The sequence below is a fragment of the Pseudomonas sp. zfem004 genome (genome assembly GCF_032621715.1).
Classification (GTDB): domain Bacteria; phylum Pseudomonadota; class Gammaproteobacteria; order Pseudomonadales; family Pseudomonadaceae; genus Aquipseudomonas; species Aquipseudomonas sichuanensis.
Genome location: NZ_JAVYJF010000019.1, coordinates 43,012 through 68,585, shown reverse-complemented (window position 1 = coordinate 68,585; position 25,574 = coordinate 43,012). Strand labels below are relative to the sequence as shown.

The 25,574-nt window shown below is 64.7% G+C and carries 22 protein-coding genes and 1 riboswitch; of the genes, 9 read left to right on the top strand and 13 right to left on the bottom strand.

What is annotated here, in order from left to right; all coding sequences use genetic code 11:
- The first annotated feature begins 78 nt into the window (after positions 1 to 78).
- Positions 79 to 696, top strand: coding sequence for a PAQR family membrane homeostasis protein TrhA (trhA, locus tag RTH46_RS19890; protein WP_125465830.1), 618 nt, complete (start codon positions 79 to 81; stop codon positions 694 to 696).
- Here trhA and RTH46_RS19885 read toward each other — a convergent pair.
- Both RTH46_RS19885 and RTH46_RS19880 read right to left on the bottom strand, forming a co-directional pair.
- On the bottom strand, positions 693 to 1,412 hold the full coding sequence (locus tag RTH46_RS19885) for a 16S rRNA (uracil(1498)-N(3))-methyltransferase (RefSeq protein ID WP_316906408.1): 720 nt from the start codon (positions 1,410 to 1,412) through the stop codon (positions 693 to 695). The genes trhA and RTH46_RS19885 overlap by 4 nt on opposite strands.
- A gap of 126 nt (positions 1,413 to 1,538) precedes the next feature.
- Positions 1,539 to 2,945 (bottom strand): adenosylmethionine--8-amino-7-oxononanoate transaminase, encoded by a 1,407-nt coding sequence (locus RTH46_RS19880; protein ID WP_316906407.1) that lies wholly within the window; start codon positions 2,943 to 2,945, stop codon positions 1,539 to 1,541.
- 238 nt (positions 2,946 to 3,183) lie between these two features.
- Here RTH46_RS19880 and RTH46_RS19875 point away from each other — a divergent pair, with 238 nt between their 5' ends.
- The 3 genes from RTH46_RS19875 to RTH46_RS19865 all read left to right on the top strand — a co-directional run bounded on the left by RTH46_RS19875 (position 3,184) and on the right by RTH46_RS19865 (position 6,524).
- Complete coding sequence (locus RTH46_RS19875) at positions 3,184 to 5,037, top strand: flavin monoamine oxidase family protein (RefSeq protein WP_316906406.1); 1,854 nt, start codon at positions 3,184 to 3,186, stop codon at positions 5,035 to 5,037.
- Positions 5,038 to 5,359: 322 nt separating this feature from the next.
- On the top strand, positions 5,360 to 5,911 hold the full coding sequence (locus RTH46_RS19870) for a cytochrome b (protein ID WP_153788366.1): 552 nt from the start codon (positions 5,360 to 5,362) through the stop codon (positions 5,909 to 5,911).
- Between the two features lie 34 nt (positions 5,912 to 5,945).
- Entirely contained in the window at positions 5,946 to 6,524 is a 579-nt protein-coding gene (locus tag RTH46_RS19865) for a YceI family protein (RefSeq protein WP_110994160.1), read from the top strand.
- A gap of 127 nt (positions 6,525 to 6,651) precedes the next feature.
- Here RTH46_RS19865 and RTH46_RS19860 read toward each other — a convergent pair whose 3' ends face one another.
- The 5 genes from RTH46_RS19860 to ahcY all read right to left on the bottom strand — a co-directional run bounded on the left by RTH46_RS19860 (position 6,652) and on the right by ahcY (position 13,164).
- On the bottom strand, positions 6,652 to 8,553 hold the full coding sequence (locus tag RTH46_RS19860) for a DEAD/DEAH box helicase (protein ID WP_316906405.1): 1,902 nt from the start codon (positions 8,551 to 8,553) through the stop codon (positions 6,652 to 6,654).
- Between the two features lie 222 nt (positions 8,554 to 8,775).
- The gene (locus RTH46_RS19855; protein WP_410478584.1) at positions 8,776 to 9,576 is read right to left on the bottom strand and encodes a substrate-binding periplasmic protein; all 801 of its coding nucleotides are present in this window, start codon (positions 9,574 to 9,576) and stop codon (positions 8,776 to 8,778) included.
- A 37-nt stretch (positions 9,577 to 9,613) separates the two neighbouring features.
- Positions 9,614 to 10,690, bottom strand: a complete 1,077-nt coding sequence (locus RTH46_RS19850; protein ID WP_316906404.1) for a hypothetical protein — start codon at positions 10,688 to 10,690, stop codon at positions 9,614 to 9,616.
- A gap of 78 nt (positions 10,691 to 10,768) precedes the next feature.
- Positions 10,769 to 11,614 carry a methylenetetrahydrofolate reductase [NAD(P)H] gene (metF, locus tag RTH46_RS19845; protein ID WP_153788362.1) on the bottom strand — a complete coding sequence of 282 codons (846 nt, stop codon included), beginning with the start codon at positions 11,612 to 11,614 and terminating at the stop codon, positions 10,769 to 10,771.
- 140 nt (positions 11,615 to 11,754) lie between these two features.
- Positions 11,755 to 13,164 carry an adenosylhomocysteinase gene (gene ahcY / locus RTH46_RS19840; RefSeq protein ID WP_110994162.1) on the bottom strand — a complete coding sequence of 470 codons (1,410 nt, stop codon included), beginning with the start codon at positions 13,162 to 13,164 and terminating at the stop codon, positions 11,755 to 11,757.
- A 21-nt stretch (positions 13,165 to 13,185) separates the two neighbouring features.
- Positions 13,186 to 13,281, bottom strand: a riboswitch (S-adenosyl-L-homocysteine riboswitch).
- 179 nt (positions 13,282 to 13,460) lie between these two features.
- Between ahcY and RTH46_RS19835 the strand changes: the two genes are divergently transcribed.
- Entirely contained in the window at positions 13,461 to 13,862 is a 402-nt protein-coding gene (locus RTH46_RS19835) for an acyl-CoA thioesterase (protein WP_125465821.1), read from the top strand.
- Positions 13,863 to 13,993: 131 nt separating this feature from the next.
- On the opposite strand, the gene RTH46_RS19830 is transcribed toward RTH46_RS19835, so the two are convergent.
- Positions 13,994 to 15,229, bottom strand: a complete 1,236-nt coding sequence (locus RTH46_RS19830) for a cation:proton antiporter (RefSeq protein ID WP_279847972.1) — start codon at positions 15,227 to 15,229, stop codon at positions 13,994 to 13,996.
- 294 nt (positions 15,230 to 15,523) lie between these two features.
- Here RTH46_RS19830 and RTH46_RS19825 point away from each other — a divergent pair, with 294 nt between their 5' ends.
- Both RTH46_RS19825 and RTH46_RS19820 read left to right on the top strand, forming a co-directional pair.
- Complete coding sequence (locus RTH46_RS19825) at positions 15,524 to 16,357, top strand: DMT family transporter (RefSeq protein WP_316906403.1); 834 nt, start codon at positions 15,524 to 15,526, stop codon at positions 16,355 to 16,357.
- A 30-nt stretch (positions 16,358 to 16,387) separates the two neighbouring features.
- Entirely contained in the window at positions 16,388 to 16,774 is a 387-nt protein-coding gene (locus RTH46_RS19820) for an MAPEG family protein (RefSeq protein WP_125860750.1), read from the top strand.
- Positions 16,775 to 16,847: 73 nt separating this feature from the next.
- Here RTH46_RS19820 and RTH46_RS19815 read toward each other — a convergent pair whose 3' ends face one another.
- On the bottom strand, positions 16,848 to 17,999 hold the full coding sequence (locus RTH46_RS19815; protein ID WP_153788394.1) for a murein transglycosylase A: 1,152 nt from the start codon (positions 17,997 to 17,999) through the stop codon (positions 16,848 to 16,850).
- Between the two features lie 119 nt (positions 18,000 to 18,118).
- Here RTH46_RS19815 and RTH46_RS19810 point away from each other — a divergent pair, with 119 nt between their 5' ends.
- The gene (locus RTH46_RS19810) at positions 18,119 to 18,565 is read left to right on the top strand and encodes a cytochrome c (RefSeq protein WP_316906416.1); all 447 of its coding nucleotides are present in this window, start codon (positions 18,119 to 18,121) and stop codon (positions 18,563 to 18,565) included.
- 101 nt (positions 18,566 to 18,666) lie between these two features.
- Here RTH46_RS19810 and RTH46_RS19805 read toward each other — a convergent pair whose 3' ends face one another.
- The 4 genes from RTH46_RS19805 to RTH46_RS19790 all read right to left on the bottom strand — a co-directional run bounded on the left by RTH46_RS19805 (position 18,667) and on the right by RTH46_RS19790 (position 23,124).
- On the bottom strand, positions 18,667 to 19,062 hold the full coding sequence (locus RTH46_RS19805; RefSeq protein WP_153788395.1) for a DUF1090 domain-containing protein: 396 nt from the start codon (positions 19,060 to 19,062) through the stop codon (positions 18,667 to 18,669).
- A gap of 59 nt (positions 19,063 to 19,121) precedes the next feature.
- The gene (gene ligB, locus RTH46_RS19800; RefSeq protein ID WP_316906402.1) at positions 19,122 to 20,792 is read right to left on the bottom strand and encodes an NAD-dependent DNA ligase LigB; all 1,671 of its coding nucleotides are present in this window, start codon (positions 20,790 to 20,792) and stop codon (positions 19,122 to 19,124) included.
- A 145-nt stretch (positions 20,793 to 20,937) separates the two neighbouring features.
- A complete protein-coding gene (gene metK, locus RTH46_RS19795) occupies positions 20,938 to 22,128 on the bottom strand; it encodes a methionine adenosyltransferase (RefSeq protein WP_110994171.1) in 1,191 nt (396 codons plus the stop codon).
- 12 nt (positions 22,129 to 22,140) lie between these two features.
- A complete protein-coding gene (locus RTH46_RS19790; RefSeq protein WP_153788397.1) occupies positions 22,141 to 23,124 on the bottom strand; it encodes an ArsR/SmtB family transcription factor in 984 nt (327 codons plus the stop codon).
- 323 nt (positions 23,125 to 23,447) lie between these two features.
- On the opposite strand from RTH46_RS19790, the gene tkt reads away from it, so the two are divergent.
- Entirely contained in the window at positions 23,448 to 25,445 is a 1,998-nt protein-coding gene (tkt, locus tag RTH46_RS19785; protein ID WP_316906401.1) for a transketolase, read from the top strand.
- The last annotated feature ends 129 nt before the right edge of the window (positions 25,446 to 25,574 follow it).

Sequence of the window (25,574 nt, the reverse complement as noted above, 5' to 3'; positions counted from 1 at the left end):
AGAGCAAACCGTGGGAGCGGGCTTGCCCCGCGATGAGGCCGTCAGGAACCCTGCTGGCCCTCGGAGGTCTGTGCTTGCATGTATTACGGTGAACGTTTCAACGCCTGGACCCACCTGGTCGGCGCGGTACTGGCCTGCATCGGCGCGGTGTGGCTGATCGTCGTCGCGGGCCTGCAGGGCGATCCGTGGAAGATCGTCAGCTTCTCCATCTACGGCTTCACGCTGCTGTTGCTCTACAGCATCTCCACCCTCTATCACAGCACCCGCGGCCGGGCGAAGCAGGTCATGCGCAAGCTCGACCATCTGTCGATCTACCTGCTGATCGCCGGCAGCTACACGCCGTTCTGCCTGGTCAGCCTGCGCGGGCCCTGGGGCTGGAGCCTGTTCGGGGTGGTCTGGGGGTTGGCGCTGATCGGCATGCTGCAGGAGATCAAGCCGCGTTCGGAGGCGCGCATCCTGTCGATCGTCATCTACGCGGTGATGGGCTGGATCGTGCTGGTGGCGGTCAAGCCGTTGCTGTACAGCCTGGGCACCGCCGGTTTCACCTGGCTGGCGGCCGGCGGTGTGTTCTACACCGTCGGCATCCTGTTCTTCGCCTTCGACAGCCGGTTCCGCCACTGGCACGGCATCTGGCACCTGTTCGTCATCGCCGGCAGCCTGATGCACTTCGTCGCGGTGTTCTTCTACGTCAGTTAAAAGTCGCCCCACAGCTGTTGGGCCACCGACAGCGCCACCACCGGCGCGGTCTCGGTGCGCAGCACGCGCGGCCCGAGGCGGGCGGCGTGGTAGCCGACGGCCTTGGCCTGTTCGACTTCGGCATCGCTCAGGCCGCCTTCGGGGCCGATCAGGAAGGCCAGGCGTGCGGGCTTGGGGTGGCTGGTCAACGGCTCGGCCACCGGGTGCAGCACCAGCTTGAGGTCGGCTTCGCAGGCCTTGAGCCATTCGGCCAGGGTGAGCGGCGGGTGGATCACCGGCAGGGTCGAGCGGCCGCACTGCTCGCAGGCGCTGATGGCCACCTGGCGCCAGTGGGCCAGGCGTTTGTCGGCGCGCTCGTCCTTCAGGCGCACTTCGCAGCGTTCGCTGACGATCGGGGTGATCTCGTTGGCGCCCAGCTCGGTGGCTTTCTGGATGGCCCAGTCCATGCGCTCGCCACGGGACAGGCCCTGGCCGAGGTGGATGTGCAGCGGCGATTCGGCCTGGCCGGGGAGGGCCTGGTCGAGGCTGACGCGCACGCTTTTCTTGCCGACCTCGAGCAGTTGGCCAAGGTATTCCTGGCCGCTGCCGTCGAACAACTGCACGGCGTCGCCGGCAGCCATGCGCAGTACGCGGCCGATGTAGTGGGCCTGGGCTTCGGGCAGGTCGTGCTCGCCGAGGGCCAGGGGGGCGTCGATGAAGAAGCGGGAGAGTCTCATGGTTCAGCTCGGGAAAAGGTTGTCATAGACCCTGTGGGAGCGGGTTTACCCGCGAATTCAGCGGCGCGGCCACCATCGTATTCGCGGGTAAACCCGCTCCCACAGGGTATGCGGCGATGCTGCAGGCTAGCCCGGATCGCGGAAGTCGGGGTGGAAGTCGGCCGGTACCGCCACGCTCACATGAGTGCGGGTAGCAATATCGATACCTTCGCTGGCCACTTCGGCGAGGAAGTCGATCTGCTCCGGGGTGATCACGTAAGGCGGCAGGAAGTACACCACGCTGCCCAGCGGGCGCAACAGCGCGCCACGGGTCAGGGCGTGCTCGAACACCTTCAGGCCGCGACGCTCCTGCCAGGGATAGGCGGCCTTGCTGGCCTTGTCCTGGACCATCTCGATGGCCAGGGCCATGCCGGTCTGGCGGATCTCGGCGACGTGGGCATGCTCGGCCAGGTGCGCGGTGGCACTGGCCATGCGTGCCGACAAAGCCTTGTTGGCCTCGATCACGTTGTCCTGCGCGAAGATGTCCAGGGTCGCCAGGGCCGCGGCACAGGCCAGCGGGTTGCCGGTGTAGCTGTGCGAGTGGAGGAACGCGCGCAGGGTCGGGTAGTCGTCATAGAAGGCCTGGTAGACCTTGTCGGTGGTCAGGCAGGCGGCCAGCGGCAGGTAGCCGCCGGTCAGCGCCTTGGACAGGCACAGGAAATCCGGGCGGATGCCGGCCTGTTCGCAGGCGAACATCGTGCCGGTGCGGCCGAAGCCCACGGCGATCTCGTCGTGGATCAGGTGCACGTCGTAGCGGTCGCAGGCTTCGCGCAGCAGCTTGAGGTAGACCGGGTGGTACATGCGCATGCCGCCGGCGCCCTGGATCAGCGGCTCGACGATCACCGCGGCGATGGTCGCGTGGTGTTCGGCCAGGGTCTGCTCCATGGCGGCGAACATGTTGCGCGAGTGTTCCTCCCAGCCCATGCCCTCGGGGCGCAGGTAGCAGTCCGGGCTGGGCACCTTGATGGTGTCCAGCAGCAGCGCCTTGTAGGTTTCGGTGAACAGCGGCACGTCACCCACCGACATCGCGGCGATGGTCTCGCCGTGGTAGCTGTTGGTCAGGGTAACGAAGCGCTTTTTCGCAGGTTTGCCGGTGTTCTGCCAGTAGTGGAAGCTCATCTTCAGCGCCACTTCGATGCACGACGAGCCGTTGTCGGCGTAGAACACCCGGTCCAGGCCGGCCGGGGTCATGGCCACCAGGCGCTCGGACAGCTCGATCACCGGCTGGTGGCTGAAACCGGCCAGGATCACGTGCTCGAGCTGGTCGACCTGGTCCTTGATGCGCTGGTTGATGCGTGGGTTGGCGTGACCGAACACGTTGACCCACCAGGAGCTGACCGCGTCCAGGTAGCGCTTGCCCTCGAAGTCCTCGAGCCATACGCCTTCGCCGCGCTTGATCGGGATCAGCGGCAGTTGCTCGTGGTCTTTCATCTGGGTGCAGGGGTGCCACAGGACCTTGAGGTCGCGTTGCATCCACTGATCGTTGAGGCCCATGGGCACTTCTCCTGGCTTGGCGGCGTGGCTTGACCGCGTAAGCCTAAGCAATGCCGGGGGGCAGAACAACCGTCAGGCGCATTGGTGGCCACTGGCCCATAACAAAAATGTGAACAGGCAAAGGCACTTGTTGTCGCTGGCTGGCGAGGTGTGGCGACCTGACGTATTCTTAACACCACTTGCCCCGGGGTGTCCTTCCCCCTTCCCATCCCACGTTTCTCTACCGGAGTTCGCCATCATGGCTGCTGCTTGGGTGCGCCTGTGCGCGTTTGTATTGATTGGTGTATCCAGCGCCGGTGCGCTGGCCAAAGACAAGACGGCGATCGTCGTCGGTGGCGGCCTGGCCGGTTTGACGGCGGCCTATGAGCTGCAGAGCAAGGGCTGGCAGGTCACCCTGCTGGAGGCCAAGTCGGGCATGGGCGGGCGTTCGGGCCTGGCCACCAGCGAGTGGATCGGCAACAACAAGACCCAGCCGGTGCTCAACCAGTACCTGGAGCGCTTCAAGGTCGGTACCTTGCCTGCGCCGGAGTTTGTCCGTACCCCTGGCTACCTGATCGACGGTGAATATTTCAGCGCCACCGACCTGGCCACCAAGCAGCCGGCCACGGCCGAGGCGCTCAAGCGTTATGAGAAGACCCTGGACGACCTGGCGCGCTCGATCGAAGACCCGCTGAACCCGGCGGCCAGCAGCACCCTGTTCGCCCTCGACCAGATGAACGTGTCGACCTGGCTCGATAAATTGCAGCTGCCGGCGACCGCCCGTCAGCTGGTGAACCAGCAGATCCGCACCCGCTACGACGAACCGTCGCGCCTGTCCTTGCTGTATTTCGCCCAGCAGAACCGTGTGTACCGCAATGTCAGCGACCGTGACCTGCGCGCCGCGCGCCTGCCCGGTGGCAGCCCGGTGCTGGCCCAGGCCTTCGTCAAGCAGCTCAAGACCATCAAGACCAGCTCGCCGGTCACTGCCATCGTCCAGGACAAGGACGGCGTGACGGTCAAGGTCGGCTCCGTCGGCTACCAGGCCGATTACCTGGTCATGGCCGTGCCGCTGCGAGCGCTGGCCAAGATCCAGATGACCCCAGGCCTGGACAACCAGCACCTGGCCGCGCTCAAGGGCACCAACTACGGCTGGCGCGACCAGCTGATGCTCAAGTTCAAGAGCCCGGTCTGGGAAAGCCGCGCGCGCATGTCGGGTGAAATCTTCAGCAACACCGGCCTGGGCATGCTGTGGATCGAGCCGGCGCTCAAGGGTGGCGCCAACGTGGTGATCAACCTGTCCGGTGACAATGCCCGCCTGCTGCAGGCGTTCGGCGACAAGCAGATGGTCGATCAGGTGCTGATCCGCCTGCACGCGTTCTATCCCCAGGCCCGTGGTGCCTTCACCGGCTACGAAGTGCGCCGCTACAGCACCGACGCCGGCATGGGCGGCGCCTACCTGGCCTTCGGCCCTGGCCAGATCAGCAAGTACTGGCGTCTGTGGGAGCGTCCGGTGCAGCGCATCACCTTTGCCGGCGAACACACCGACGCGCTGTACCCGGGCACCCTTGAAGGCGCCCTGCGCAGTGGCCAGCGCGCCGCAGGCCAGGTGCAGGACCTGGCGGCGGGCAAGTCGTTCGACCCGGTCAAAGCGGTCGCCGCCACTGCAGCTGCAGGTACCGTGGCGGCAGTGGCAGCCAAGGACAAGGATAAGGGAGGGTTCTTCTCCAACCTGTTCGGCGGCTCGTCCGACAAGGCCGAAAAGGCAACCGCCAAGCCAGAACCTGTGAAGGTTGAAGAGGCCAAGCAGGACAAACCGGGGTTCTTCTCGCGTCTGTTCGGCGGTGGCGACAAGCCTGAGGTCAAGGCCGCGCCGGTCGCCAAGGTTGAAGAGGTGGCGCCGGCTCCGGCCCCAGCGCCGGCCCCGGCAGCCCCTGCCGTGGTGGCCAAGGAAGAGCCGGTCAAGGCCGCCCCTGCCAAAGCCGCGCCGGCCAAGCCTGCCGCGCAGAAGCCGGCAGCCAAGCAGGCACACAAGCCTGCGCCAGTGAAGAAAACCACGGCCAAGAGCGAGCCTGCGAAGAAGGCGGTGGTGAACAGCCAGGCCAAGGCTGACTGAGCCTTAGCGGGCTTGTACGTCCCCTGTAGGAGCGGCCTTGTGCCGCGAAAGGGGTGCGAAGCGCCCCCAGGACCTTGGATGTGTCTCAAGATTGCTGGGGCTGCTCCGCAGCCCTTTCGCGACACAAGGCCGCTCCAACAAGTAGCCAGCGCAAGACATACAGTGCAGTACCCGTGGGAACGGCTATCGTTAACGTTTCCTTAATGGCAAGCTTGGAGAATTGCTATCGGATTTCTCGATAATCCGAAGCAAGTTTTTCCGCTTTTATTCGATACGTTACCCGCTAGTCTTGTGCACAGCTTTCACGGGGAAATACGCCAACATGCAACTGCGCAACTCATCTTCTCGCTATGGCCTGGTCAGCATCGTCCTGCACTGGGGTGTGGCGCTGGCGGTCTTCGGGTTGTTCGGCCTGGGGCTGTGGATGGTCGGTCTGGATTACTACGACCCGTGGCGCAAGTCCGGGCCGGACCTGCACAAGAGCATTGGCCTGGTACTGCTGGCAGTGATGCTGTTGCGCGTGCTCTGGCGTTTCGTAAGCCCGCCGCCGCCGGCACCGGCCAATCATGGCAAGGTTACACGCCTGGCCGCCAAACTCGGGCACCTGGCGCTGTACCTGGGGCTGTTCGCAGTGATGATTGCCGGTTACCTGATCTCCACTGCCGACGGCGTCGGCATCCCGGTGTTCGAACTGTTCGAGGTGCCGGCATTGATCAGCGACCTGCCTGACCAGGCCGACACTGCCGGGGTCATCCATTTGTGGTTGGCCTGGGGCCTGGTGATCTTCGCCGTGCTCCACGCACTGGCGGCACTCAAGCACCATTTCATCGACCGTGACGCGACCCTGACTCGTATGCTGGGCCGCAAAGCTTGACTCTCAACCTCAATTGCAAAGGAAGGAAGTAAGGATGTTGAAAAAGACTTTTGCCGCTCTGGCGCTCGGTACCGCTCTGCTCTCCGCCGGTCAGGCCATGGCCGCCGAATACAAGATCGACAAGGAAGGCCAGCACGCGTTCGTCGATTGGAAAATCAGCCACCTGGGCTACAGCTTCATCCACGGCACCTTCAAGGACTTCGACGGCAACTTCACCTGGGACAGCGCCAAGCCTGAGGCCAGCAAGATCAACGTCGATCTGAAAACCGCCAGCCTGTGGTCCAACCACGCCGAGCGTGACAAGCACATCGCCAGCAAAGACTTCCTGGATGTGAAGAAGTACCCGGAAGCCAAGTTCGTTTCCACCAGCGTCAAGTCCACCGGTGAGAAGACCGCCGACGTGACCGGCGACCTGACCATGCACGGCGTGACCAAGCCTGTGACCTTCAAGGCCACCTTCAACGGTGAGGGCAAGGACCCGTGGGGCGGCGAGCGTGCCGGCTTCAACGCCACCACCACCCTCAACCTGAACGACTTCGGCATCAAGGGCCCGGGCGCGACTTCCCAGACCCTCGACCTGGACATCAGCGTCGAAGGCGTGAAGCAGAAGTAATTTGCCTCGGTAACGAAAACGCCGCCCATTGGGCGGCGTTTTCATTTTTGGCCTCATCGCGGTGCAAGCCCGCTCTCACAACAGCCAGCCTGGCTTTGTGGGAGCGGGCTTGCCCCGCGATCGCTTGTTAACCCTTGCGGGTCAACAGCGCCGGGCGCTCACCGCGTGGGCGGCTTGGCAGGTCGTCCAGTTGCTCGGGCGTTGGGTAACGGTCGAGCTTGGATTCCTTGCGGATGATGACCGGTGCCGGCTGCGAATCGCGCGGATTGCGCACGGCCGGCTCTTGGCGGGCCGAATCGTCACGGCGGTTACGGCCGCCGTTGTTGTCGCGACGGGCGCCGCCATTGCTGCCGCCACCGTTACGGGCGCGTTTTTCGCCCGAGCCCTGGTTCTGGCCCTGGCGCTGCTGGCCATTGCCACGACCCTGGCCCTGAGCCTGACCACCGGCACCGCTACGCTGACCTTGGCCTTGGCCGCCATTACCACCCGGGCGACGGTTGCGGCCCTGGTTCTTGGCGTTCTGGTAGGGGCTGACGTAGTCGGCACGGTTACCGAAGTTGTCGATGTCGTCGTCCAGGAACTCTTCAGGATCACGGTTGGCCGGCGCCGGTTGCGCAGCTTTCTGGCCCTGGCCGCCCTGCTGCTGGCGGGGTTTGCCATCGCGAGGTTTACGCTGGCGGCCCTGCTGCGGCTTGTCTTCGGCCTTGTCCTTGTCTGCCGACTTCTCGGCTGCCGGCTTGCTCTTGCCTTGATCCTTGCCTTTGTCCTTGCGCCCGCCGCTGCCTTCTTTCTTGGCATCGCCACGAGCCTGCTGGTTGCGGCCACCGCGCCCGGCGTTAGGCTGGCGCTCGCGCACCTCCGGTTTCTCTGCTTCGACCTGCGAAGCATCGAAGCCCATCCAGTCGCCATCCGGGATCTTCTGCTTGGTGACGCGCTCGATGCTCTTGAGCAGCTTCTCTTCATCCGGGGCGACCATCGAAATGGCTTCGCCGGAGCGACCGGCACGGCCAGTACGGCCAATGCGGTGAACGTAGTCTTCCTCGACGTTGGGCAGCTCGAAGTTGACCACATGGGGCAACTGGTCGATGTCCAGGCCGCGTGCGGCGATATCGGTGGCCACCAGCACGCGCACGGTGTTGGCCTTGAAGTCGGCCAGCGCCTTGGTGCGCGCGTTCTGGCTCTTGTTGCCGTGGATCGCGGCGGCGGTCAGGCCGTGCTTTTCAAGGTACTCGGCCAGGCGGTTGGCGCCGTGCTTGGTGCGGGTGAACACCAGCACCTGCTCCCAGGCACCGAGGGTGATCAGGTGTGCCAGCAGCGCGCGCTTGTGGCTGGCGGGCAGGCGGTAGACGCGCTGCTCGATACGCTCGACGGTGGTGTTCGGCGGCGTGACCTCGATGCGCTCGGGGTTGTGCAGCAGCTTGTCGGCAAGGTCGGTGATGTCTTTGGAGAAGGTGGCCGAGAACAGCAGGTTCTGGCGCTTGGCCGGCAGGCGCGCCAGCACTTTCTTCACATCGTGGATGAAGCCCATGTCGAGCATGCGGTCTGCTTCGTCCAGCACCAGGATTTCGACGTGGGACAGGTCGACGCTGCCTTGGCCGGCCAGGTCGAGCAGGCGGCCAGGGCAGGCCACCAGTACATCGACGCCCTTGGCCATGGCCTGGACCTGCGGATTCATGCCGACGCCGCCGAAGATGCAGGCGCTGATGAAGTTCAGGTCACGGGCATAGACCTTGAAGCTGTCATGCACTTGGGCTGCCAGCTCACGGGTCGGGGTCAGCACCAGCACGCGCGGCTGGCGCGGGCCGTGGCGTTGCGATTTGTCGGGGTGGCCACCCGGGAACAGGCGCTCGAGAATAGGGAGCGCGAAGCCGCCGGTTTTACCTGTACCTGTCTGGGCGGCAACCATCAGGTCGCGGCCTTGCAACACGGCGGGAATGGCCCGCTGTTGCACTGGAGTGGGCTGGGTATAGCCCGCAGCTTCGATAGCGCGGACAAGTGCCTCGGAGAGACCGAGGGAAGCAAAGGACATGGGCAATCCTGTTCTCGTGGGGGCTAGGCCCTATGGGGTGTTCTGCCTGGCGCGACGGGCATCGGAGGGATGCGATCGCGTCCGGTCCAGCTGGGCGTTTACCGTGCATCCTGGAGGTGGCGGGTGGGCACTGTGTGTGCTGCGCCGCTGCTCGAGATGCCTGCAGTGAGGCCGAGCGTCCGGGCGTGAGCCGGGCGGGAAGGCCCGAGTATAACAGAGCAATCAGCGTGTGCTGCGTTCCTGCTGCTCAACGGCGAAAGGAATAGCGTCTTCGCCGATATAGCGCGCATTGATGGCGGCGTAGGCGGGCTCCTGCTTGAAGCGTCGCAGCTCATCGGAGAACGCCTGGGCCAGTTGCTCGCGGCCCGGCTTGCGGGCCAGGCCCAGGTATTGGCTCTGGCGGGCGATCACCAGCGGCAGCGCTTCGACCTGCTGGTCAAGCCCGAGGCTGCGGCTCAGGTAGCGCCCGACCTTGCGGTCGGTGATCAGCAGGTCGATGCGCCCCAGTGCCAGCTTGCCGAAGTTGGCTTCGTGGCTGGGCGCCGATTCGCGGCGAAACAGTGTGGACTCGTTGAAGGCATTGCCATAGGCATAACCCGGCGAGGTGCCCACGGTCAGGCCGGCGAGGTCTTCGAGTGCCTGCACGGCATGGCGGCGGGTGCGGGCTTGGTACAGGACGAACTCGACGTCGGACATCGGCTCGTCCGGGTAGACCATGTAGGCCTGGCGCGAGTCGACACGGAAGATGTCCATCACGCCATCGGCCAGGCCCTGCTGGATCATCGCCAGGCAGCGCTTCCAGGGCATGAACTCCCATTGCACGTCGACCCCCAGGCGCTTGAACACCTCATTGGTCACTTCGTAGTCGATGCCCTTGGGCTGGCCGTTCTCTTGATAGAGATAAGGCGCCCAGTCATCGCTGACGATGCGCAGGCGTTCGCTGTGGGCCAGTGGGCTCAGGCAGACAAGCAGCAACAGGCTCAAGGGGCGTAACAGGCTGAGCAGGGCGCGGGGCAGGGTCAAGACTGGCTAGTCCGCGATAGCGTGCCCGGCATGCCGATCAGCCTTGGTGCTGTTTCAGCAGGTGGGACTCGACTTCGCCGCGGCGGCTGCCCAGTGACAGGCGCAGGCCTGGATGGCGCAGGCAGCGTCGCAGCTGCTCCGGGTCTGGCTGGCCATGACGCTGGCTGAGGTTCTCCAGGGCCTTGTCCCACCAGGCCGAGGCGCAGGCGCGGTCGAATTCGTTGGCATACGGATAGCAGCCGTACAGCAATTCGCGGGCGAACTGCCGATGCTGGCCGGGGAGCATGTAGGTCAACGCCTTGTAGCTCAGGCGGTGCAGGGCGGGTGGCCGTGGCAGTTGGTCGTTGACCAGTGGCACATCGGCCAACGCCGCCTCGCTCAGCATGGCTTCGCCGTGCTTGCGCAGCCAGGCCTGGATCTTGGCGCGGAACTGGGCCTTGCGGCTCCAGTAGTGGTGGATGACGTCGGTGCAGGCGCTGACCTTGAGCGTGCGATAGGCCGCCACCGCCAGGCAGAATTCCTCGAGGGTATAGGCTTTTGGGGCGAGCGGGTGGAACTCGTCCATCATGGCGATGGACTGGTCGAGCAGCGCTGCGTCGCTGGCGTTCAGGCCGATCACCCCGGAGTTGAGCAGTGGCATCTGCTCATCGGCCAGGCCGCGTTCCTCGAGGATGCCCGCCAGGACCTGGTGCAGCACGCAGTGCGGGTTGTCGCCAAAACGCCCGCCGATGGCGTTGCATAGCAGCGTGCCGGGCACGACGCGGCGGAACAGCTGCATGGGCGAGGCGCGGAAGAAGGTGTCGGTGTCGATGAGCACCGCCAGCGGGTGCTGTTCGAGGATCTGGCGGATCAGTACGTGCTTGCTGCGAAAGTGATAGCCGTGGGGCTCGTTCCAGGCCTTGCGGGTGGCTTCGTCCAGCAAGTGGGCGGTTACCGGCAGCTGGCGATAAGGTTCGAGGTTGTCGGTGTAGACCTGGATGTCGACGGCTTCGCCGGGCGTGCTGCGCAGGTGCGCGAGGGCGCTGACGATGCTGAAACAGGCTTCCTGGTGATAGGTGGCCGGGCCGAATGCAAGGTAGACAAGCTGAGGATTGGCGGAGACTGGGTGCTGCATACGGGCCGTTAACCTATCGCGAGGCAAAAGTGAAGAAGGCTTTAGCCTAAGCCAAAGCCTTCTTCATGGCGACGATTTTCAGCGCGGCAGCTTCAGGTTGTTCCAGATCGCCAGGCTCGGCTCGGCCTGGTTCAGGGTGTAGAAGTGCAGGCCCGGTGCGCCGCCTTGCAGCAGTTGTTCGCACATGCGGGTGATCACTTCTTCACCGAAGGCCTGGATGCTGGCGGTATCGTCGGCATAGGCTTCCAGCTGCTTGCGGATCCAGCGCGGGATCTCGGCGCCGCAGGCGTCGGAGAAACGCGCCAGCTTGCTGTAGTTGGTGATCGGCATGATGCCGGGCACTACCGGGATGTCCACGCCCAGCTTCTGTGCGCGCTCGACAAAGTAGAAGTAGCTGTCGGCGTTGAAGAAGTACTGGGTGATGGCGCTGTCGGCACCGGCCTTGACCTTGTGCACGAAATTGGCCAGGTCGCTCTCGAAATTGCGTGCCTGTGGGTGCATCTCCGGGTACGCGGCCACTTCCAGGTGGAAATGATCGCCGGTTTCCTGGCGGATGAACTCGACAAGGTCGCTGGCGTAACGCAGCTCGCCGCTGGCCATGCCCATGCCCGAAGGCAAGTCGCCACGCAGGGCAACGATGCGCTTGATGCCGGCGGCCTGGTATTCGGCCAGCAGGGTGCGCAGGTCGTCCTTGCTGTCGCCCACGCAGGACAGGTGCGGGGCAGCGGGCACCTTCACTTCGTTCTCCAGCTGCAGCACGGTGTTGAGCGTGCGGTCGCGGGTGGAGCCACCGGCACCGTAGGTGCAGGAGAAGAAGTCTGGGTTGTAGCTGGCCAGTTGGCGGGCGACGCCCATCAGCTTTTCGTGGCCGGCGTCGGTCTTGGTGGGGAAGAACTCGAAACTGTAGCGGCGTTCTTGTGACATCACTCGTTCCTTCGGCAGTGGGCCATCGGCTGCTGCCTGCAAATAAAAGCCAGGGCGGTGGGGGCCGGCCTGGCTCGGACATCGGTTCGAAACGTTGCCTGCCGGCATCAGGCGTGTGCCTGGTGCCGGCAGCCAGCCGCTTAGTAGCGGTAGGCGTGCGGCTTGAACGGACCTTCGACGGTCACACCGATGTAGTCGGCTTGCTGTTTGGTCAGTTTAGTGACCACGCCGCCGAAGCCGCGGACCATTTCCAGGGCCACTTCTTCGTCGAGTTTCTTCGGCAGTACTTCGACGGTCAGGCGTTCGGCTTTCTTCTCGGCCGAGAGGTCGGCGTACTTCTGTTCGAACAGGAAGATCTGGGCCAGGACCTGGTTGGCGAACGAACCGTCCATGATGCGGCTTGGGTGACCGGTGGCGTTGCCCAGGTTCACCAGGCGGCCTTCGGCCAGCAGGATCAGGTAGTCGTCGTTCTGCGGGTCGAAGTCGCCAGCGCCGGTGCGGTGGATCTTGTGCACTTGCGGCTTGACCTCTTCCCATGCCCAGTTCTTGCGCATGAAGGCAGTGTCGATCTCGTTGTCGAAGTGACCGATGTTGCACACCACGGCGCGCTTTTTCAGGGCCTTGAGCATGTTGGCGTCGCAGACGTTGACGTTACCGGTGGTGGTGACGATCAGGTCGATCTTGCCCAGCAGGGCCTTGTCGATGCTCGCTTCGGTGCCGTCGTTGTTACCGTCGATGAACGGCGAGACCAGCTCGAAGCCGTCCATGCAGGCCTGCATGGCGCAGATCGGGTCGACTTCGGTGACCTTGACGATCATGCCTTCCTGACGCAGGGACTGGGCCGAGCCCTTGCCCACGTCACCGTAGCCGATCACCAGGGCTTGCTTGCCCGACAGCAGGTGGTCGGTACCACGCTTGATGGCGTCGTTCAGGCTGTGACGGCAGCCGTACTTGTTGTCGTTCTTGCTCTTGGTGACCGAGTCGTTGACGTTGATCGCCGGGACTTTCAGCTCGCCCTTGGCCAGCATGTCCAGCAGGCGGTGAACGCCGGTGGTGGTTTCTTCGGTCACGCCGTGTACGCGGTCCAGAACGGCCGGGTATTTCTTGTGCAGCAGCTCGGTCAGGTCGCCGCCGTCGTCGAGGATCATGTTGGCGTCCCATGGCTGGCCATCCTTGAGGATGGTCTGCTCCAGGCACCACTCGTACTCTTCTTCGGTTTCACCTTTCCAGGCGAACACCGGGATACCGGCGGCAGCGATCGACGCGGCGGCCTGGTCCTGGGTGGAGAAGATGTTGCAGGACGACCAGCGCACTTCGGCACCCAGGGCAACCAGGGTTTCGATCAGCACGGCGGTCTGGATGGTCATGTGGATGCAGCCCAGGATCTTCGCACCCTTGAGCGGTTGCTCGGCCAGGTACTTGCGACGCAGGCCCATCAGTGCAGGCATTTCCGACTCGGCGATGATGGTTTCGCGACGACCCCAGGCGGCCAGGGAGATGTCAGCGACTTTGAAGTCGGTAAAACCGGCAGGCGTGTTTGCAGCGCTCATGAAGAGCCTCCATTCGTAGTGTGCGAATGGGCGCCGTTGTGCGTTGAGCGTCCGCGTGGCGGACAACGCCCCAACCGAGCCTGACAGGACGAACCTGCTGCAGCGCCCCTCGGTCGGGTGGCGGGATGGCCACCACTGCGGGGGGCCATTTTGATCGGCAGCGATTATAGCCGTGCGCGTGTGACACACCCAAGACTTTCTGTCGATTAATCGCGACGATAGTCGATGGTAAATGGAGCGTGACTCGCCGGTCTGCCATCATTACCGCACGTCAAACTGGCAGGTCAGGAGTCACGATGAACTTTCACACCCGCAAATGGGTAAAACCCGAAGACCTCAACCCCAACGGCACGCTGTTCGGCGGCAGCCTGCTGCGCTGGATCGACGAGGAAGCGGCGATCTATGCCATCGTCCAGCTGGGCAACCAGCGTGTGGTGACCAAGTACATTTCCGAAATCAACTTTGTCAGCGCCTCGCGCCAGGGCGACATCATCGAGCTGGGCATCACCGCCACCGAGTTTGGCCGCACCTCCATCACCCTCAAGTGCGAAGTGCGCAACAAGATCAGCCGCAAGGCCATTCTCACGGTGGACAAGATGGTCTTCGTCAACCTGGGTGAAGATGGCCAGCCGGCACCGCACGGGCGCACCGAGATCAAGTACATCCAGGACCAGTTCCCGGACAGCGCGGTGGAATGACCCCCTAACCCAAGTGGGCAACGTGGGAGCGGGCTTGCCCCGCGATGGCACCCGCCCGGCCATGGCGTTGCCTGGCCTGGCACTATCGCGGGGCAAGCCCGCTCCCACGAAGGCCTGCTCCCAGCGTGGTATCAGGCCTGCTCGCTCACGCCTTTCACCACCTTGCCGATGGTCAGCCCCTGCACCAGGATCGACGACAACACCACGATGTAGGTGATCGACAGCAACAGGTCGCGCTCTTCGCCTATCGGCAACGACAGCGCCAGCGCCACCGAAACGCCCCCGCGCAAACCACCCCAGGTGAGCACACGAATGGTGCCCTGCGGCACCGTGCGCCAGCGGCGCAACAGCACGATCGCCGGCGCCACGGTCAGCAGGCGCGAGGCCAGCACCGCCACCGCCAGCACGCCACCCGCCGCCAGGTGCAGCCAGTTGAACGGCAGCAGCAACAGCTCCAGGCCGATCAGGGCGAACAGCAGGGCGTTGAGCATGTCGTCGATCAGTTCCCAGAACCCGTCCATGTAGCGGCGGGTCATGTCGTTCATCGCCAGGTTGCGCCCCAGGTTGCCGATGATCAGGCCGGCCACCACCATGGCGATCGGCGCCGAGACGTGCAGTTCGTAGCACATCGCCGAGCCGCCGATCACCAGCGCCAGGGTCAGCATCACCTCTACCTGGTACTGCTCGACGCTCTTGATCATGCGGTAGGTGGCATAGCCGATCAGGCCACCAAAGACCACGCCGCCAATCGCTTCACGGGCGAACAGCAGGGCCGTGTCGGCAACGCTCGGCGTTTCGCCCAGCTGGATGATGCCCAACAGCACGGTGAACACCACCACCGCGGTGCCGTCGTTGAACAACGACTCGCCGACGATGGTGGTCTTCAGGGGTTTCGACGCGTTGGCGGTACGCAATGCGCCGAGTACGGCGATCGGGTCGGTCGGCGAGATCAGCGCGCCGAACAGCAGGCAGTAGATCAGTGGCACGTTCCAGCCGAACAGGCCGAACACCCAGTGCGCCAGGTAGCCGATCACCACGGTGGCGATCAGCACCCCGAGGGTGGCCAGCAGGCCGATCGGCCAGCGGTAGCTGCGCAGGTCGGCAAGGTTGACGTGCAGGGCGCCGGCAAACAGCAGGAACGCCAGCATCCAGTGCATCAGCAGGTCGTTGAAGTCGATCTGGTTCATCAGCCCTTCGACGCGTTCTTCAAGGCCGGGGAAGCCGATCAGACTCAGGCCCTGGAGCATCAGGGAGAACAGCAGCGCCGTGACCATCACGCCGATGGCGGGTGGCAGGCCGATGAAGCGGTAGTTCACATAGGTGAGGAGGGTGGTGAGGCAGATAAACGCGGCAACTAATTCAAGCATCCCGAATCCTGTAACAGTGGCTTCCAAGTCGTTACCCGAATGGCTCGGGCAGTTCTTGGATGATCTGGCACGGCGCTCGGGACACACCTTATGACCGGATTCGTAGAAATGGTTCCTGTTATGGCTCTGTGGTGTTAACTGTGGTGCTGCTGTCTTGGGTTACTTGCACTGGCCTCATCGCCGGCAAGCCGGCTCCCACCTGACCCTGTGGGAGCCGGCTTGCCGGCGATGAGGCCAGTGCAGGCTTGTCGCTATATAGTGATCGCCACAAAACCAAGACAAGGACGCAAAGGCGTGCTGGCAACCTCCCTCGTTCTGATCGCAGCCCTGCTGCACGCCACCTGGAACACCCTCATCAAATTCAGCGGCGAGCGCCTGCTTGTGATCGCCAGCATGGACCTGGTGGCTCTGGTGTTCGCGGTGCTGGCCGTGGCCTTCGTCGACTTCCCGCCGGGCGAAATCTGGCCTTGGTTGCTGGCGTCGGCGCTGGCCGAGCAACTGTATCGCGTGCTGCTGATCAAGGCCTATCGGGTCGGTGACCTGGGCCTGGTCTACCCTCTGATGCGCGGGCTGTCGCCGCTGGTGGTGCTGGGGCTGACCCTGGCGTTCGCCGGTGAATCGCTGAGCCAGCAGCAGATCATCGGCATCCTGCTGATCCCCTGCGGTATGGCCTGCCTGCTGTGGCAGGGTGGCGGCGGTGACCGGTTGCCCTGGTCGATGCTGCCGGTGGTGGCGCTGATCGGCCTGTGCATCGGTAGCTACACCTGGTTCGATGGCCGGGCCGTGCAGCTATGGGGCAAGCCCTTGGACTACCTGGTGTGGCTGACCCTGCTCAGTGCCTGGCCTTTTCCGTTGTTGGCCGGTGTTGCCCGGCGTGCGCCGTTCGCGCTGTTCTGGCGCACGCAATGGCGCCTGGGCCTGGCAGTGGGAGTGTGCGTGCTGTTGAGCTATGCCCTGGTGCTGTGGGCCATGCACCTGGGGTCGGTGGCCGAGGCGGCGGCGTTGCGCGAGCTCAGCGTGATCCTGGTGGTGCTGCTGGGCATGCGCTACCTCAAAGAACCTTTTGGCGGGCCGAGACTCCTAGCTTGCGGGCTGGTGCTGGCGGGCATGCTGGTGATGAAGCTCTGACCGATCATTTTTGAACAAGGAGTCCTGTCCATGACCGTAGCCCTGTGGTGCATCCTGATCGCCCTGGTCCTGCCGCCGCTTTGCGCGTTGATCGCGAAAGTGAGCAGCGGGCGCTTCGGCTTGCGTGACAACCATGATCCGCGCGCCTTCCTCGACACGCTGTCCGGCTTGCCGCGCCGGGCCCATGCCGCCCAGCAGAACGGCTATGAGGCATTCCCGGCCTTCGCCGCCGCAGTCCTGGTGGCGGATATCGTCGGCAACGCCGAGCAGGTGACCCAGGATGTGCTGGGGGTGATGTACATCACCAGCCGCTTGCTCTACATCATCTGCTACCTGGCCGATTGGGCGGCGCTGCGCTCGATCGTGTGGTTCGCCGGGCTGGCGTTGATCGTGGCGTTCTTTGTCGTCTCGGTCTGAAATCGCGGGGCAAGCCCGCTCCCACAATGATCGACAATCCTTGTGGGAGCGGGCTTGCCCCGCGATGTGGCCCTCAAGGCACCTTCGGCACCTCGGGCAGCGCTACACCCTTGGGCCACAACATCCAGATCTGCCCCTGCTGCTTCATGTTGCCCGCCAACTCGCCGGCTTGCGGCCCGGTGCCCCAGAACAGGTCCGCACGCACTTCGCCGGTGATGGCGCCGCCGGTGTCCTGTGCGCCTACCGGGCGTACCACCGGGCTGCCGTCAGGGCGGGTAGTGGATAACCACAACAGGCTGCCCAGCGGGATCACCTTGCGGTCGATGGCCACGCTGTAGCCGGCGGTCAGGGGCACGTTGAGCGAGCCGCGCGGGCCTTCGTTGCTGTCCGGGCGGGTACTGAAGAACACGTAGCTGGGGTTGCTCGCCAGCAGCTCCGGAACCCGTTGCGGGTTGGCCTGGGCCCAGCTGTGGATGCTGCCCATGGTCACTTCTTCTTTTTTCAGCTGACCCTGCTCCACCAGCCAGCGGCCGATCGGCCGGTACGGGTGGCCGTTCTGGTCGGCATAGCCCAGGCGCAGCTGGCGCCCGTCGTCCAGTTGCACCCGGCCGGAGCCCTGGATCTGCAGGAACTGCAAGTCCATCGGGTCGGTCAACCAGGCCAGTACCGGCGCCTTGGCACCGTCGCGGTTGATGGTCTCGGCGGTGTCGTAGGGCTTGAGCACGCGGCCATCGAGGCGCCCGCGCAGGCGTTTGCCCTTGAGCTCGGGGTACACGCTGGCCAGGTCCACCACGATCATGTCCTCAGGCACGCCATACACCGGCACCTGGGCCGCTTCGGTGCGCTTGAGGCTGCCCGGGTAGACGGGCTCGTAGTAGCCGGTGATCAGGCCGTTGGCGTTGTTTTCGGCAGAGCGCAGGCCATACACCTGCAGGTTCTGTTCGAGGAAGGTGCGCACCTGCTCGGCACTTGCCGTCGCCGTGCCGGCTGCTTCACAGGTAGCGGCCCACACCGGATCGCGCTTGAGTTTCTCGCAGCCACCGCGCCAGGCGTTGAAGCCGGCCAGCAGGTCGTCGTCGCTGACCGCAGGCAGGTCTTTCCAGGTGGCCGGCGCGTAGGTGGCGATGGCGTGGGGTTCGGGCTTGGCGTTTTCGCCGCCGTTGCAGCCGGCCAGCAGGGCCAGGGCCGGAAGCGCCCAGGCAAGGTGGCGCAATGCAGATGTCATGAGCGTGATCCTGTGCGGGGCGAACATGAATATTCGCCCTTGTTTTCTGTGTGGCTATTGGTCTTTGGCCGATGGGCGGCGATACTGGCGCCCCGTTGTTCCCGGCCGAAGAGACCATGATGTTCAAGCGATTGTCCGTAGTACTGCTGGCTGCCCTGGCCCTGACCGCCTGTAACCAGGTCGACCCCAACTCGCCGCTGGGCCAGCGCAAGGCGATCTTCAAGTCGATGCTCAAGACCAGCGAAGACCTGGGCGGCATGCTGCGTGGCCGGTTGTCGTTCGACGGGGCGAAGTTCGCCGATGGTGCGGTGAAGCTCGATGGCCTTGCCCACCAGCCCTGGCAGCACTTCCCGCAGGTGCGCGACGAGGGCGACAGCAGTGCCCGGGCGGATGTCTGGGAGCGTCAGGCGCGTTTTCACGACCTGGCCCGACAACTGGAAGGGGTCACCGGCGAGCTGGTGGACGTGACGCGCAGCCAGCCGTTGGATGCTGCGCAGCTCAAAGGGCCGATGGACAAGGTCGAGGCGGCGTGCAAGGCCTGTCATACCGAGTTTCGTAATCATTGAGATGAGGATGGGGCCTAGTGGGAGCGGGCTTGCCCCGCGATGGCATCATCGCGAGGCAAGCCCGCTCCCACATCGCTTCGCGCCTGCATGAGACGGGGCGGCTAGCGCTCCAGTTCGTCCACCGCTTCCTGCAGTTCCTTCTTCGCCTCGGCCAGCTTGTCCTTGCGCTTGTTGATCTTCTCCGCGTCGCCTTTCTTCATGGCTTTGTCCAGATCCTTGGTGCGCTGGTTCACTTCGTGACGGGCGTCGAGCACCTTCTGCTCGCGCTCCTTGCGCAGGCCGGCATCGGTGCAGTGTTCGGTCACTTCACCCAGGGCCGTTTCCAGCCCGGCCAGCTGGTCGCTGTTGCCATGGGCGCGGGCTTGTTCGATTTGTTCGCTGATGGCCTGACGCTTGGCCGCGCATCCAGTCAGCGCCGGCTGCTCTTCGGCAGCCATCAGCGGGCTGGCGACGACACCCAGCAGGGTGGACAGGGCGAGGGACGAAAGCAGTTTCATCAAGGGCTCCATTCGGGGCAGGGCAGCAGAAAGCGGAATGCTGCCCTGATCCGCGAAATTTAGAAACCCTCGATTGCATGTTGTCGCAGCTGCAAGGCCAGGGCCTGTACCTGCTCATGGTTGAAAAAGCCAAGCAATTGCGCGCCCCGAGCGGGGCCGATGCCGGGCTCGGCAAGCCATTGCTCAATGTTTCTGGAGGCCAGGGTTGACCAGTCGGGCCCAAGCTGCAGGGTGGCTGGGGCCGGTACGCCGAGGGCGCGTAGCCAGCGTTCGAACGGTTGTTGGCGGGCTTGGGCGAAGGCCTGTTGCAAGTGATCGGCGCGGGTCTGGGCAAAACCGGGCAGGGTCGCCAGGGTGTCGCGGTCGAGGTCCAGCCAGTCGGCCAGGGTCGTGAGTCGCCCGCTGTCGATCAGGCGCTGCCAGGTGCCGGGCCCCGTCCCCGGGATGTTCAGCCCCTGCTTGCCGCCGAGCCAGGCCAGCCGGGCAAGAAACTGCTGCTGGCAACGCTCGCTGACCTGCCAGCAGCTCAGAGGGTGGTGATCGGCCGGGTCTGGCGCGATGACCGGTGTGCGCTGTGGGCTGCGGTGCACCACGCGCTCCAGGCGTGGAATGGTCAGCCCCGCCAGGCTCACCGCCACCTGGTCGCCCGGGCGAATGTCCAGTTGCTGCCAGCGCGCCAGCGAGCCCAGGCTGAGCTGGCTGATTTGCCGGTCATCCAGGCGCAGCGGCTCGAGTTGCAGCAGCGGGGTGATGCGCCCGGTGCGGCCGATGCGAAAATGCACGTCGCGGACCTGCGCCAGCGCTTGCTTGAACGGGTACTTCCAGGCGGCGATCCAGTAGGGCGTGCGGGCCTGCCAGCGCTCGGCCGGTGGCCGGCTGTCCTGGCGTAGGATCACGCCATCGGTGGCGAAGGGCAGGGCGGCGCGATACCAGTGCTGGCGCCAGTCTGCGGCCTGCTCGAAGGTGCTGATCGCCACGCTGTGGCGCAGGCTGTCGGCAAACCCCAACGTGTCGAGCTGCGCCAGGCGTTCGGCCTGGGTGTCCGGGCCGGTTGGCCAGTCCCAGACGAACAGGCCGATACCGGCGCCCTGCTCATCGCTCAGCTGCTTGCGCGCCAGCAGCCCGGCAACGATGCCGCGCGCGTTGGCGCTGCCGGCCTCGGCCTGCACATGGCCTTCCAGGCGCCAGTACAGCTCGCCCTGGAAAACCGTGTCCAGCGGCTGTGGCAGTTCCTGGAGGATGCCGCTCAAACGAGGGATATGCCGGCTCCAGTCATGCCCTTGGGTGCCATCGCCGCGGCTGAGCAGCTGGCTCAACCGGCCCTGGCGAAAGATCAGCGACACCGCCACGCCATCGACCTTGGGCTGCATCCACACATCTTTCTTGCCTTGTAGCCAGCTGCGCACCGCCTGCTCGTCGGCCAGCTTGTCGACGCCGGTGTGAGGGATTGGGTGGGGCACGGGGCCGCGTGCGCTGGCCAGCGGGCTGTCACTGCCAGGCAGGTTGAAACAGCTTTGCAGACTCAGTAGTCGCTGGCGGCTCTGGTCATAGAGTTCGTCCGCCACAAGGGCAATGCCCTGGCGGTGATAGTGGTCGTCCCAGCGGGCCAGGGTCTGGCGCAGGTGGGTGACTTCAGCACGGGCGCGCGCTGTGTCCCAGTCGGGACAGGCCTCGGCATTGGCCGGGGCGAGGTAGGCGCACAGCAGAACGAGCAACAACCTGGACGACATGGCCGGCATCCTTGCGTGGCGAAAGGGAATGCTCAGCCTAGGCACGGCTGGGCACCCTTGGCGCGCCGGGTTGTCAGCCAATATTTCATGAAAAAGGCCCCTGCCGATCACTCGGCAGGGGCCTTCCTGTACCGCCGTAGGAGGATTACAGGCCGGCAGCGGCGCGCAGGGCGTCGGCGCGGTCGGTACGCTCCCAGGTGAAGGTGGTGAAGGTGTCGTCGCCGACGGTCTTCTGCTGCGGGGTACGGCCGAAGTGACCGTAGGCAGCGGTTTCCTGGTACATCGGGTGCAGCAGGTCGAGCATGGTGGTGATGGCGTATGGGCGCAGGTCGAAGCACTCGCGCACCAGCTGGACGATCTTGTCGTCGGAGATCTTGCCGGTACCGAAGGTGTTCAGCGAGATCGAGGTAGGCTGGGCCACGCCGATGGCGTAGGACACCTGGATCTCGCAACGCTCGGCCAGGCCAGCAGCGACGATGTTCTTGGCCACATAGCGGCCGGCGTAGGCGGCCGAGCGGTCGACCTTGGACGGGTCCTTGCCGGAGAACGCGCCACCACCGTGGCGGGCCATGCCGCCATAGGAGTCGACAATGATCTTGCGGCCGGTCAGGCCGCAGTCGCCCACCGGGCCACCGATGATGAACTGGCCGGTCGGGTTGATGTGGAACTGGGTGCCCTTGTGCAGCAGCTCGGCCGGCAGGGTGTGCTTGACGATCAGCTCCATCACCGCTTCCTGCAGGTCTTTTTGCGACACTTCAGGGTTGTGCTGGGTGGACAGGACCACGGCGTCGATGCCGACGACCTTGCCGTCTTCGTAGCGGCAGGTGACCTGCGACTTGGCATCCGGGCGCAGCCACGGCAGCAGGCCGGACTTGCGCGCTTCGGCCTGGCGCTCGACCAGGCGGTGCGAGAAGCAGATCGGTGCTGGCATCAGCACGTCGGTTTCGTTGCTGGCATAGCCGAACATCAGGCCCTGGTCGCCGGCGCCCTGGTCTTCCGGCTTGCTGCGGTCAACGCCTTGGGCGATGTCCACCGACTGCTTGCCGATGATGTTCATCACGGCGCAGGTGGCGCCATCGAAGCCGACGTCGGAGCTGTTGTAGCCGATGTCGACGATGACCTTGCGCACGATGTCTTCCAGGTCGACCCAGGCCGAAGTGGTGACTTCGCCGGCGATGATGGCGACACCGGTCTTGACCAGGGTTTCACACGCAACGCGGGCGAACTTGTCCTGGGTGATGATGGCGTCCAGCACTGCGTCGGAGATCTGGTCGGCGATCTTGTCCGGATGCCCTTCGGACACGGACTCGGAAGTGAAAAGGGAGTATTCGCTCATCTCGAGGGGTTCCTAAAATTTACCGAAGTGTGTGTCGCCAGCGGCCCGCTGGAAATGCCGGACCTGGATCTGGAAACCGTTACGCAAGCCAACGTAGAGGCTGTCCCCGTGGGTCAGCCCCGCCGCATTGGCCCAACGGGCCAGGTCATCCTGCTCGAAACCAAGCCAGAGGTCGCCGCAGGCATCGCGCGCCCACCCCTGGTCATGGCTGCACAGCTCGGTGACCAGCAGGCTGCCGCCTGCCTTCACCCGTTTGGCCAGCAGGCGCAAGGCCAGGGCCGGGTCGCTGAAATGGTGCAGGACCATGTTCAGCACAACGCAGTCGGCCTGCACCTGCGTTGCACCCAGTGCATCGGCCAGCTGCAGGTCTACGTTATTGAGGTTTTCGCGCTCGCACACCTGGCGGGCGAGGTCGAGCATGGTCGGGCTGTTGTCCATGGCCGTGACCTGGGCGAAGCGCCGAGCCAGGTCGGGCAGGAAACCGCCATCGCCGGGGCCGACTTCCAGCGCGCTGGCAGCGCTGCCGAAGCTCAGTTTGTCGAGCAGCGCCAACAGGCTTTCGCGGTACTGGGGCAGGCCGGCGATCAGGTCCTGCTGGGCGCGGAACTTCTCCTCCACGCGCAGGAAGAAGTCCTGGCTGGTGGCCGCCCGGCGTTGCTGGACCTGAGCGATGCGGGTCTGCACGTCCTGCGCCAGGGCCAGTTCATCGACCTCGTCGAGCAGGGCGGCATGCAGGCGCCCGCCGGGCAGGGCGCGGCGGTAGAAGATCGCATTGCCTTCACGGCGGGTCGCCACCAGCTCTGCCTGGGCCAGCACCTTGAGGTGGTGGCTCATGCCGGATTGGCCGATGTCGAAGATCTGCGCCAGTTCCAGCACGCCGAACGAGTCGCTGGCCAGTGCGCGCAGCACGTTCAGGCGCAACGGGTCGCCGCTGGCCTTGCACAGGGCGGCCAGCGTGTCGCTGCGTTGAACGGGTATGGGCGCATGAAGGTTCATGGGGCGCGAGTCTAGACAGGCGATGCTGTCGTCGCAATAGCAATATCAAAAAGTTTTGATATTGGATGATGGGTGGTTTCCAGGGATCCCTCGTGGGAGCGGGCTTGCCCCGCGATGGCGCCCGATCAGACGCAGGAGGTGCCAGGGCTGACGCAATCGCGGGGCAAGCCCGCTCCCACGCCGCGCTTTTTGCTCTTTTCCCGGCCAAACACAGGAAAAATGCCCGACTGCGACCATCCGTCATTGCCCCCGGCCCCCCCAGTGGGCGAAAATGGCCGCCTTTTTTCGTTTCACTATCTATTCAAGCCCCAGGAGACTCAGCGATGCCCAGCCGTCGTGAACGTGCCAACGCCATTCGTGCCCTCAGCATGGATGCCGTGCAAAAGGCCAACAGCGGCCACCCAGGTGCCCCCATGGGCATGGCGGATATCGCCGAAGTGCTTTGGCGCGACTACCTGAAGCACAACCCGAGCAACCCGAACTTCGCTGACCGTGACCGCTTCGTGCTGTCCAACGGCCACGGCTCGATGCTCATCTATTCGCTGCTGCACCTGACCGGCTACGACGTCACCATCGACGACCTCAAGGCTTTCCGTCAGCTGCACAGCCGCACCCCGGGCCACCCGGAGTTCGGTTACACCCCTGGCGTCGAAACCACCACCGGCCCGCTGGGCCAAGGCCTGGCCAACGCCGTGGGCTTCGCCCTGGCAGAAAAAGTGCTGGGCGCCCAGTTCAACCGTGAAGGCCACAACATCGTCGATCACAACACCTACGTGTTCCTCGGCGACGGCTGCATGATGGAAGGTATCTCCCACGAAGTCGCCTCGCTGGCCGGCACCCTGGGCCTGAACAAGCTGGTTGCCTTCTATGACGACAACGGCATCTCCATCGACGGCGAAGTGGAAGGCTGGTTCACCGACGACACGCCGAAGCGCTTCGAGTCCTACGGCTGGCTGGTGATCCGCAACGTCGACGGCCATGACGCCGACGAGATCCGCACCGCGATCGACACCGCCCGCAAGAGCGACCGTCCGACCCTGATCTGCTGCAAGACCATCATCGGCTTCGGCTCGCCGAACAAGCAGGGCAAGGAAGACTGCCACGGCGCGCCGCTGGGCAACGACGAAATCGCCCTGGCCCGCAAGGAACTGAACTGGAACCACGGCCCGTTCGAAATCCCGGCCGACATCTATGCCGAGTGGGATGCCAAGGCCCAGGGCGCCAAGGTCGAAGCCGAGTGGGACCAGCGTTTCGCTGCCTACGCCGGCGCCTTCCCTGAGCTGGCCAGCGAGCTCAAGCGTCGCCTGAGCGGTGAGCTGCCGGCGGACTTCGCCGAGAAAGCGGCTGCCTACATTGCTGAAGTCGCGGCCAAGGGCGAAACCATCGCCAGCCGTAAAGCCAGCCAGAACACCCTCAATGCGTTCGGCCCGCTGCTGCCGGAGTTCCTCGGCGGTTCGGCCGACCTGGCCGGCTCCAACCTGACTCTGTGGAAAGGTTGCAAGGGCGTCACCGCTGAAGATGCCAGCGGCAACTACATGTACTACGGCGTGCGCGAATTCGGCATGACCGCGATCATGAACGGCGTTGCCCTGCACGGCGGCCTGGTCCCCTACGGCGCCACCTTCCTGATGTTCATGGAGTACGCCCGCAACGCCGTGCGCATGTCGGCACTGATGAAGCAGCGCGTGATCCACGTCTACACCCACGACTCCATCGGCCTGGGCGAAGACGGCCCGACCCACCAGCCGATCGAGCAGCTGACCAGCCTGCGCAGCACGCCGAACCTGGACACCTGGCGCCCGGCCGACGCGGTCGAATCCGCGGTGTCCTGGAAGTGCGCCCTGGAGCGCAAGGACGGCCCGTCGGCGCTGATCTTCTCGCGCCAGAACCTGCAGCACCAGACCCGCGACGCCCAGCAGATCGCCGACATCGCCCGTGGCGGTTACGTGCTCAAGGACTGCGCCGGCGAGCCTGAGCTGATCCTGATCGCCACCGGTTCCGAAGTGGGCCTGGCTGTTCAGGCGTTCGACAAGCTCAGCGAGCAGGGCCGCAAGGTCCGCGTGGTGTCGATGCCGAGCACCAGCGTGTTCGACGCCCAGGACGCGGCGTACAAGCAGTCGGTACTGCCGCTGCAAGTGGGCGCGCGTATCGCCATCGAAGCCGCCCACGCGGACTTCTGGTACAAGTACGTTGGCCTCGAAGGCCGCGTCATCGGCATGACCACCTACGGTGAGTCGGCGCCGGCTGCCGCGCTGTTCGAAGAATTCGGCTTCACCCTGGACAACATCCTGGGTACCGCCGAAGAGCTGCTGGAAGACTGATGTATCCGGGAGGCCGCGTGCCTCCCACCTGATCGCGGGGCAAGCCCGCTCCCACAAGGCATCCCGGTGCCTTGTGGGAGCGGGCTTGCCCCGCGATGGTCGTTCAACGCACCTGCCACGTGAGTATCG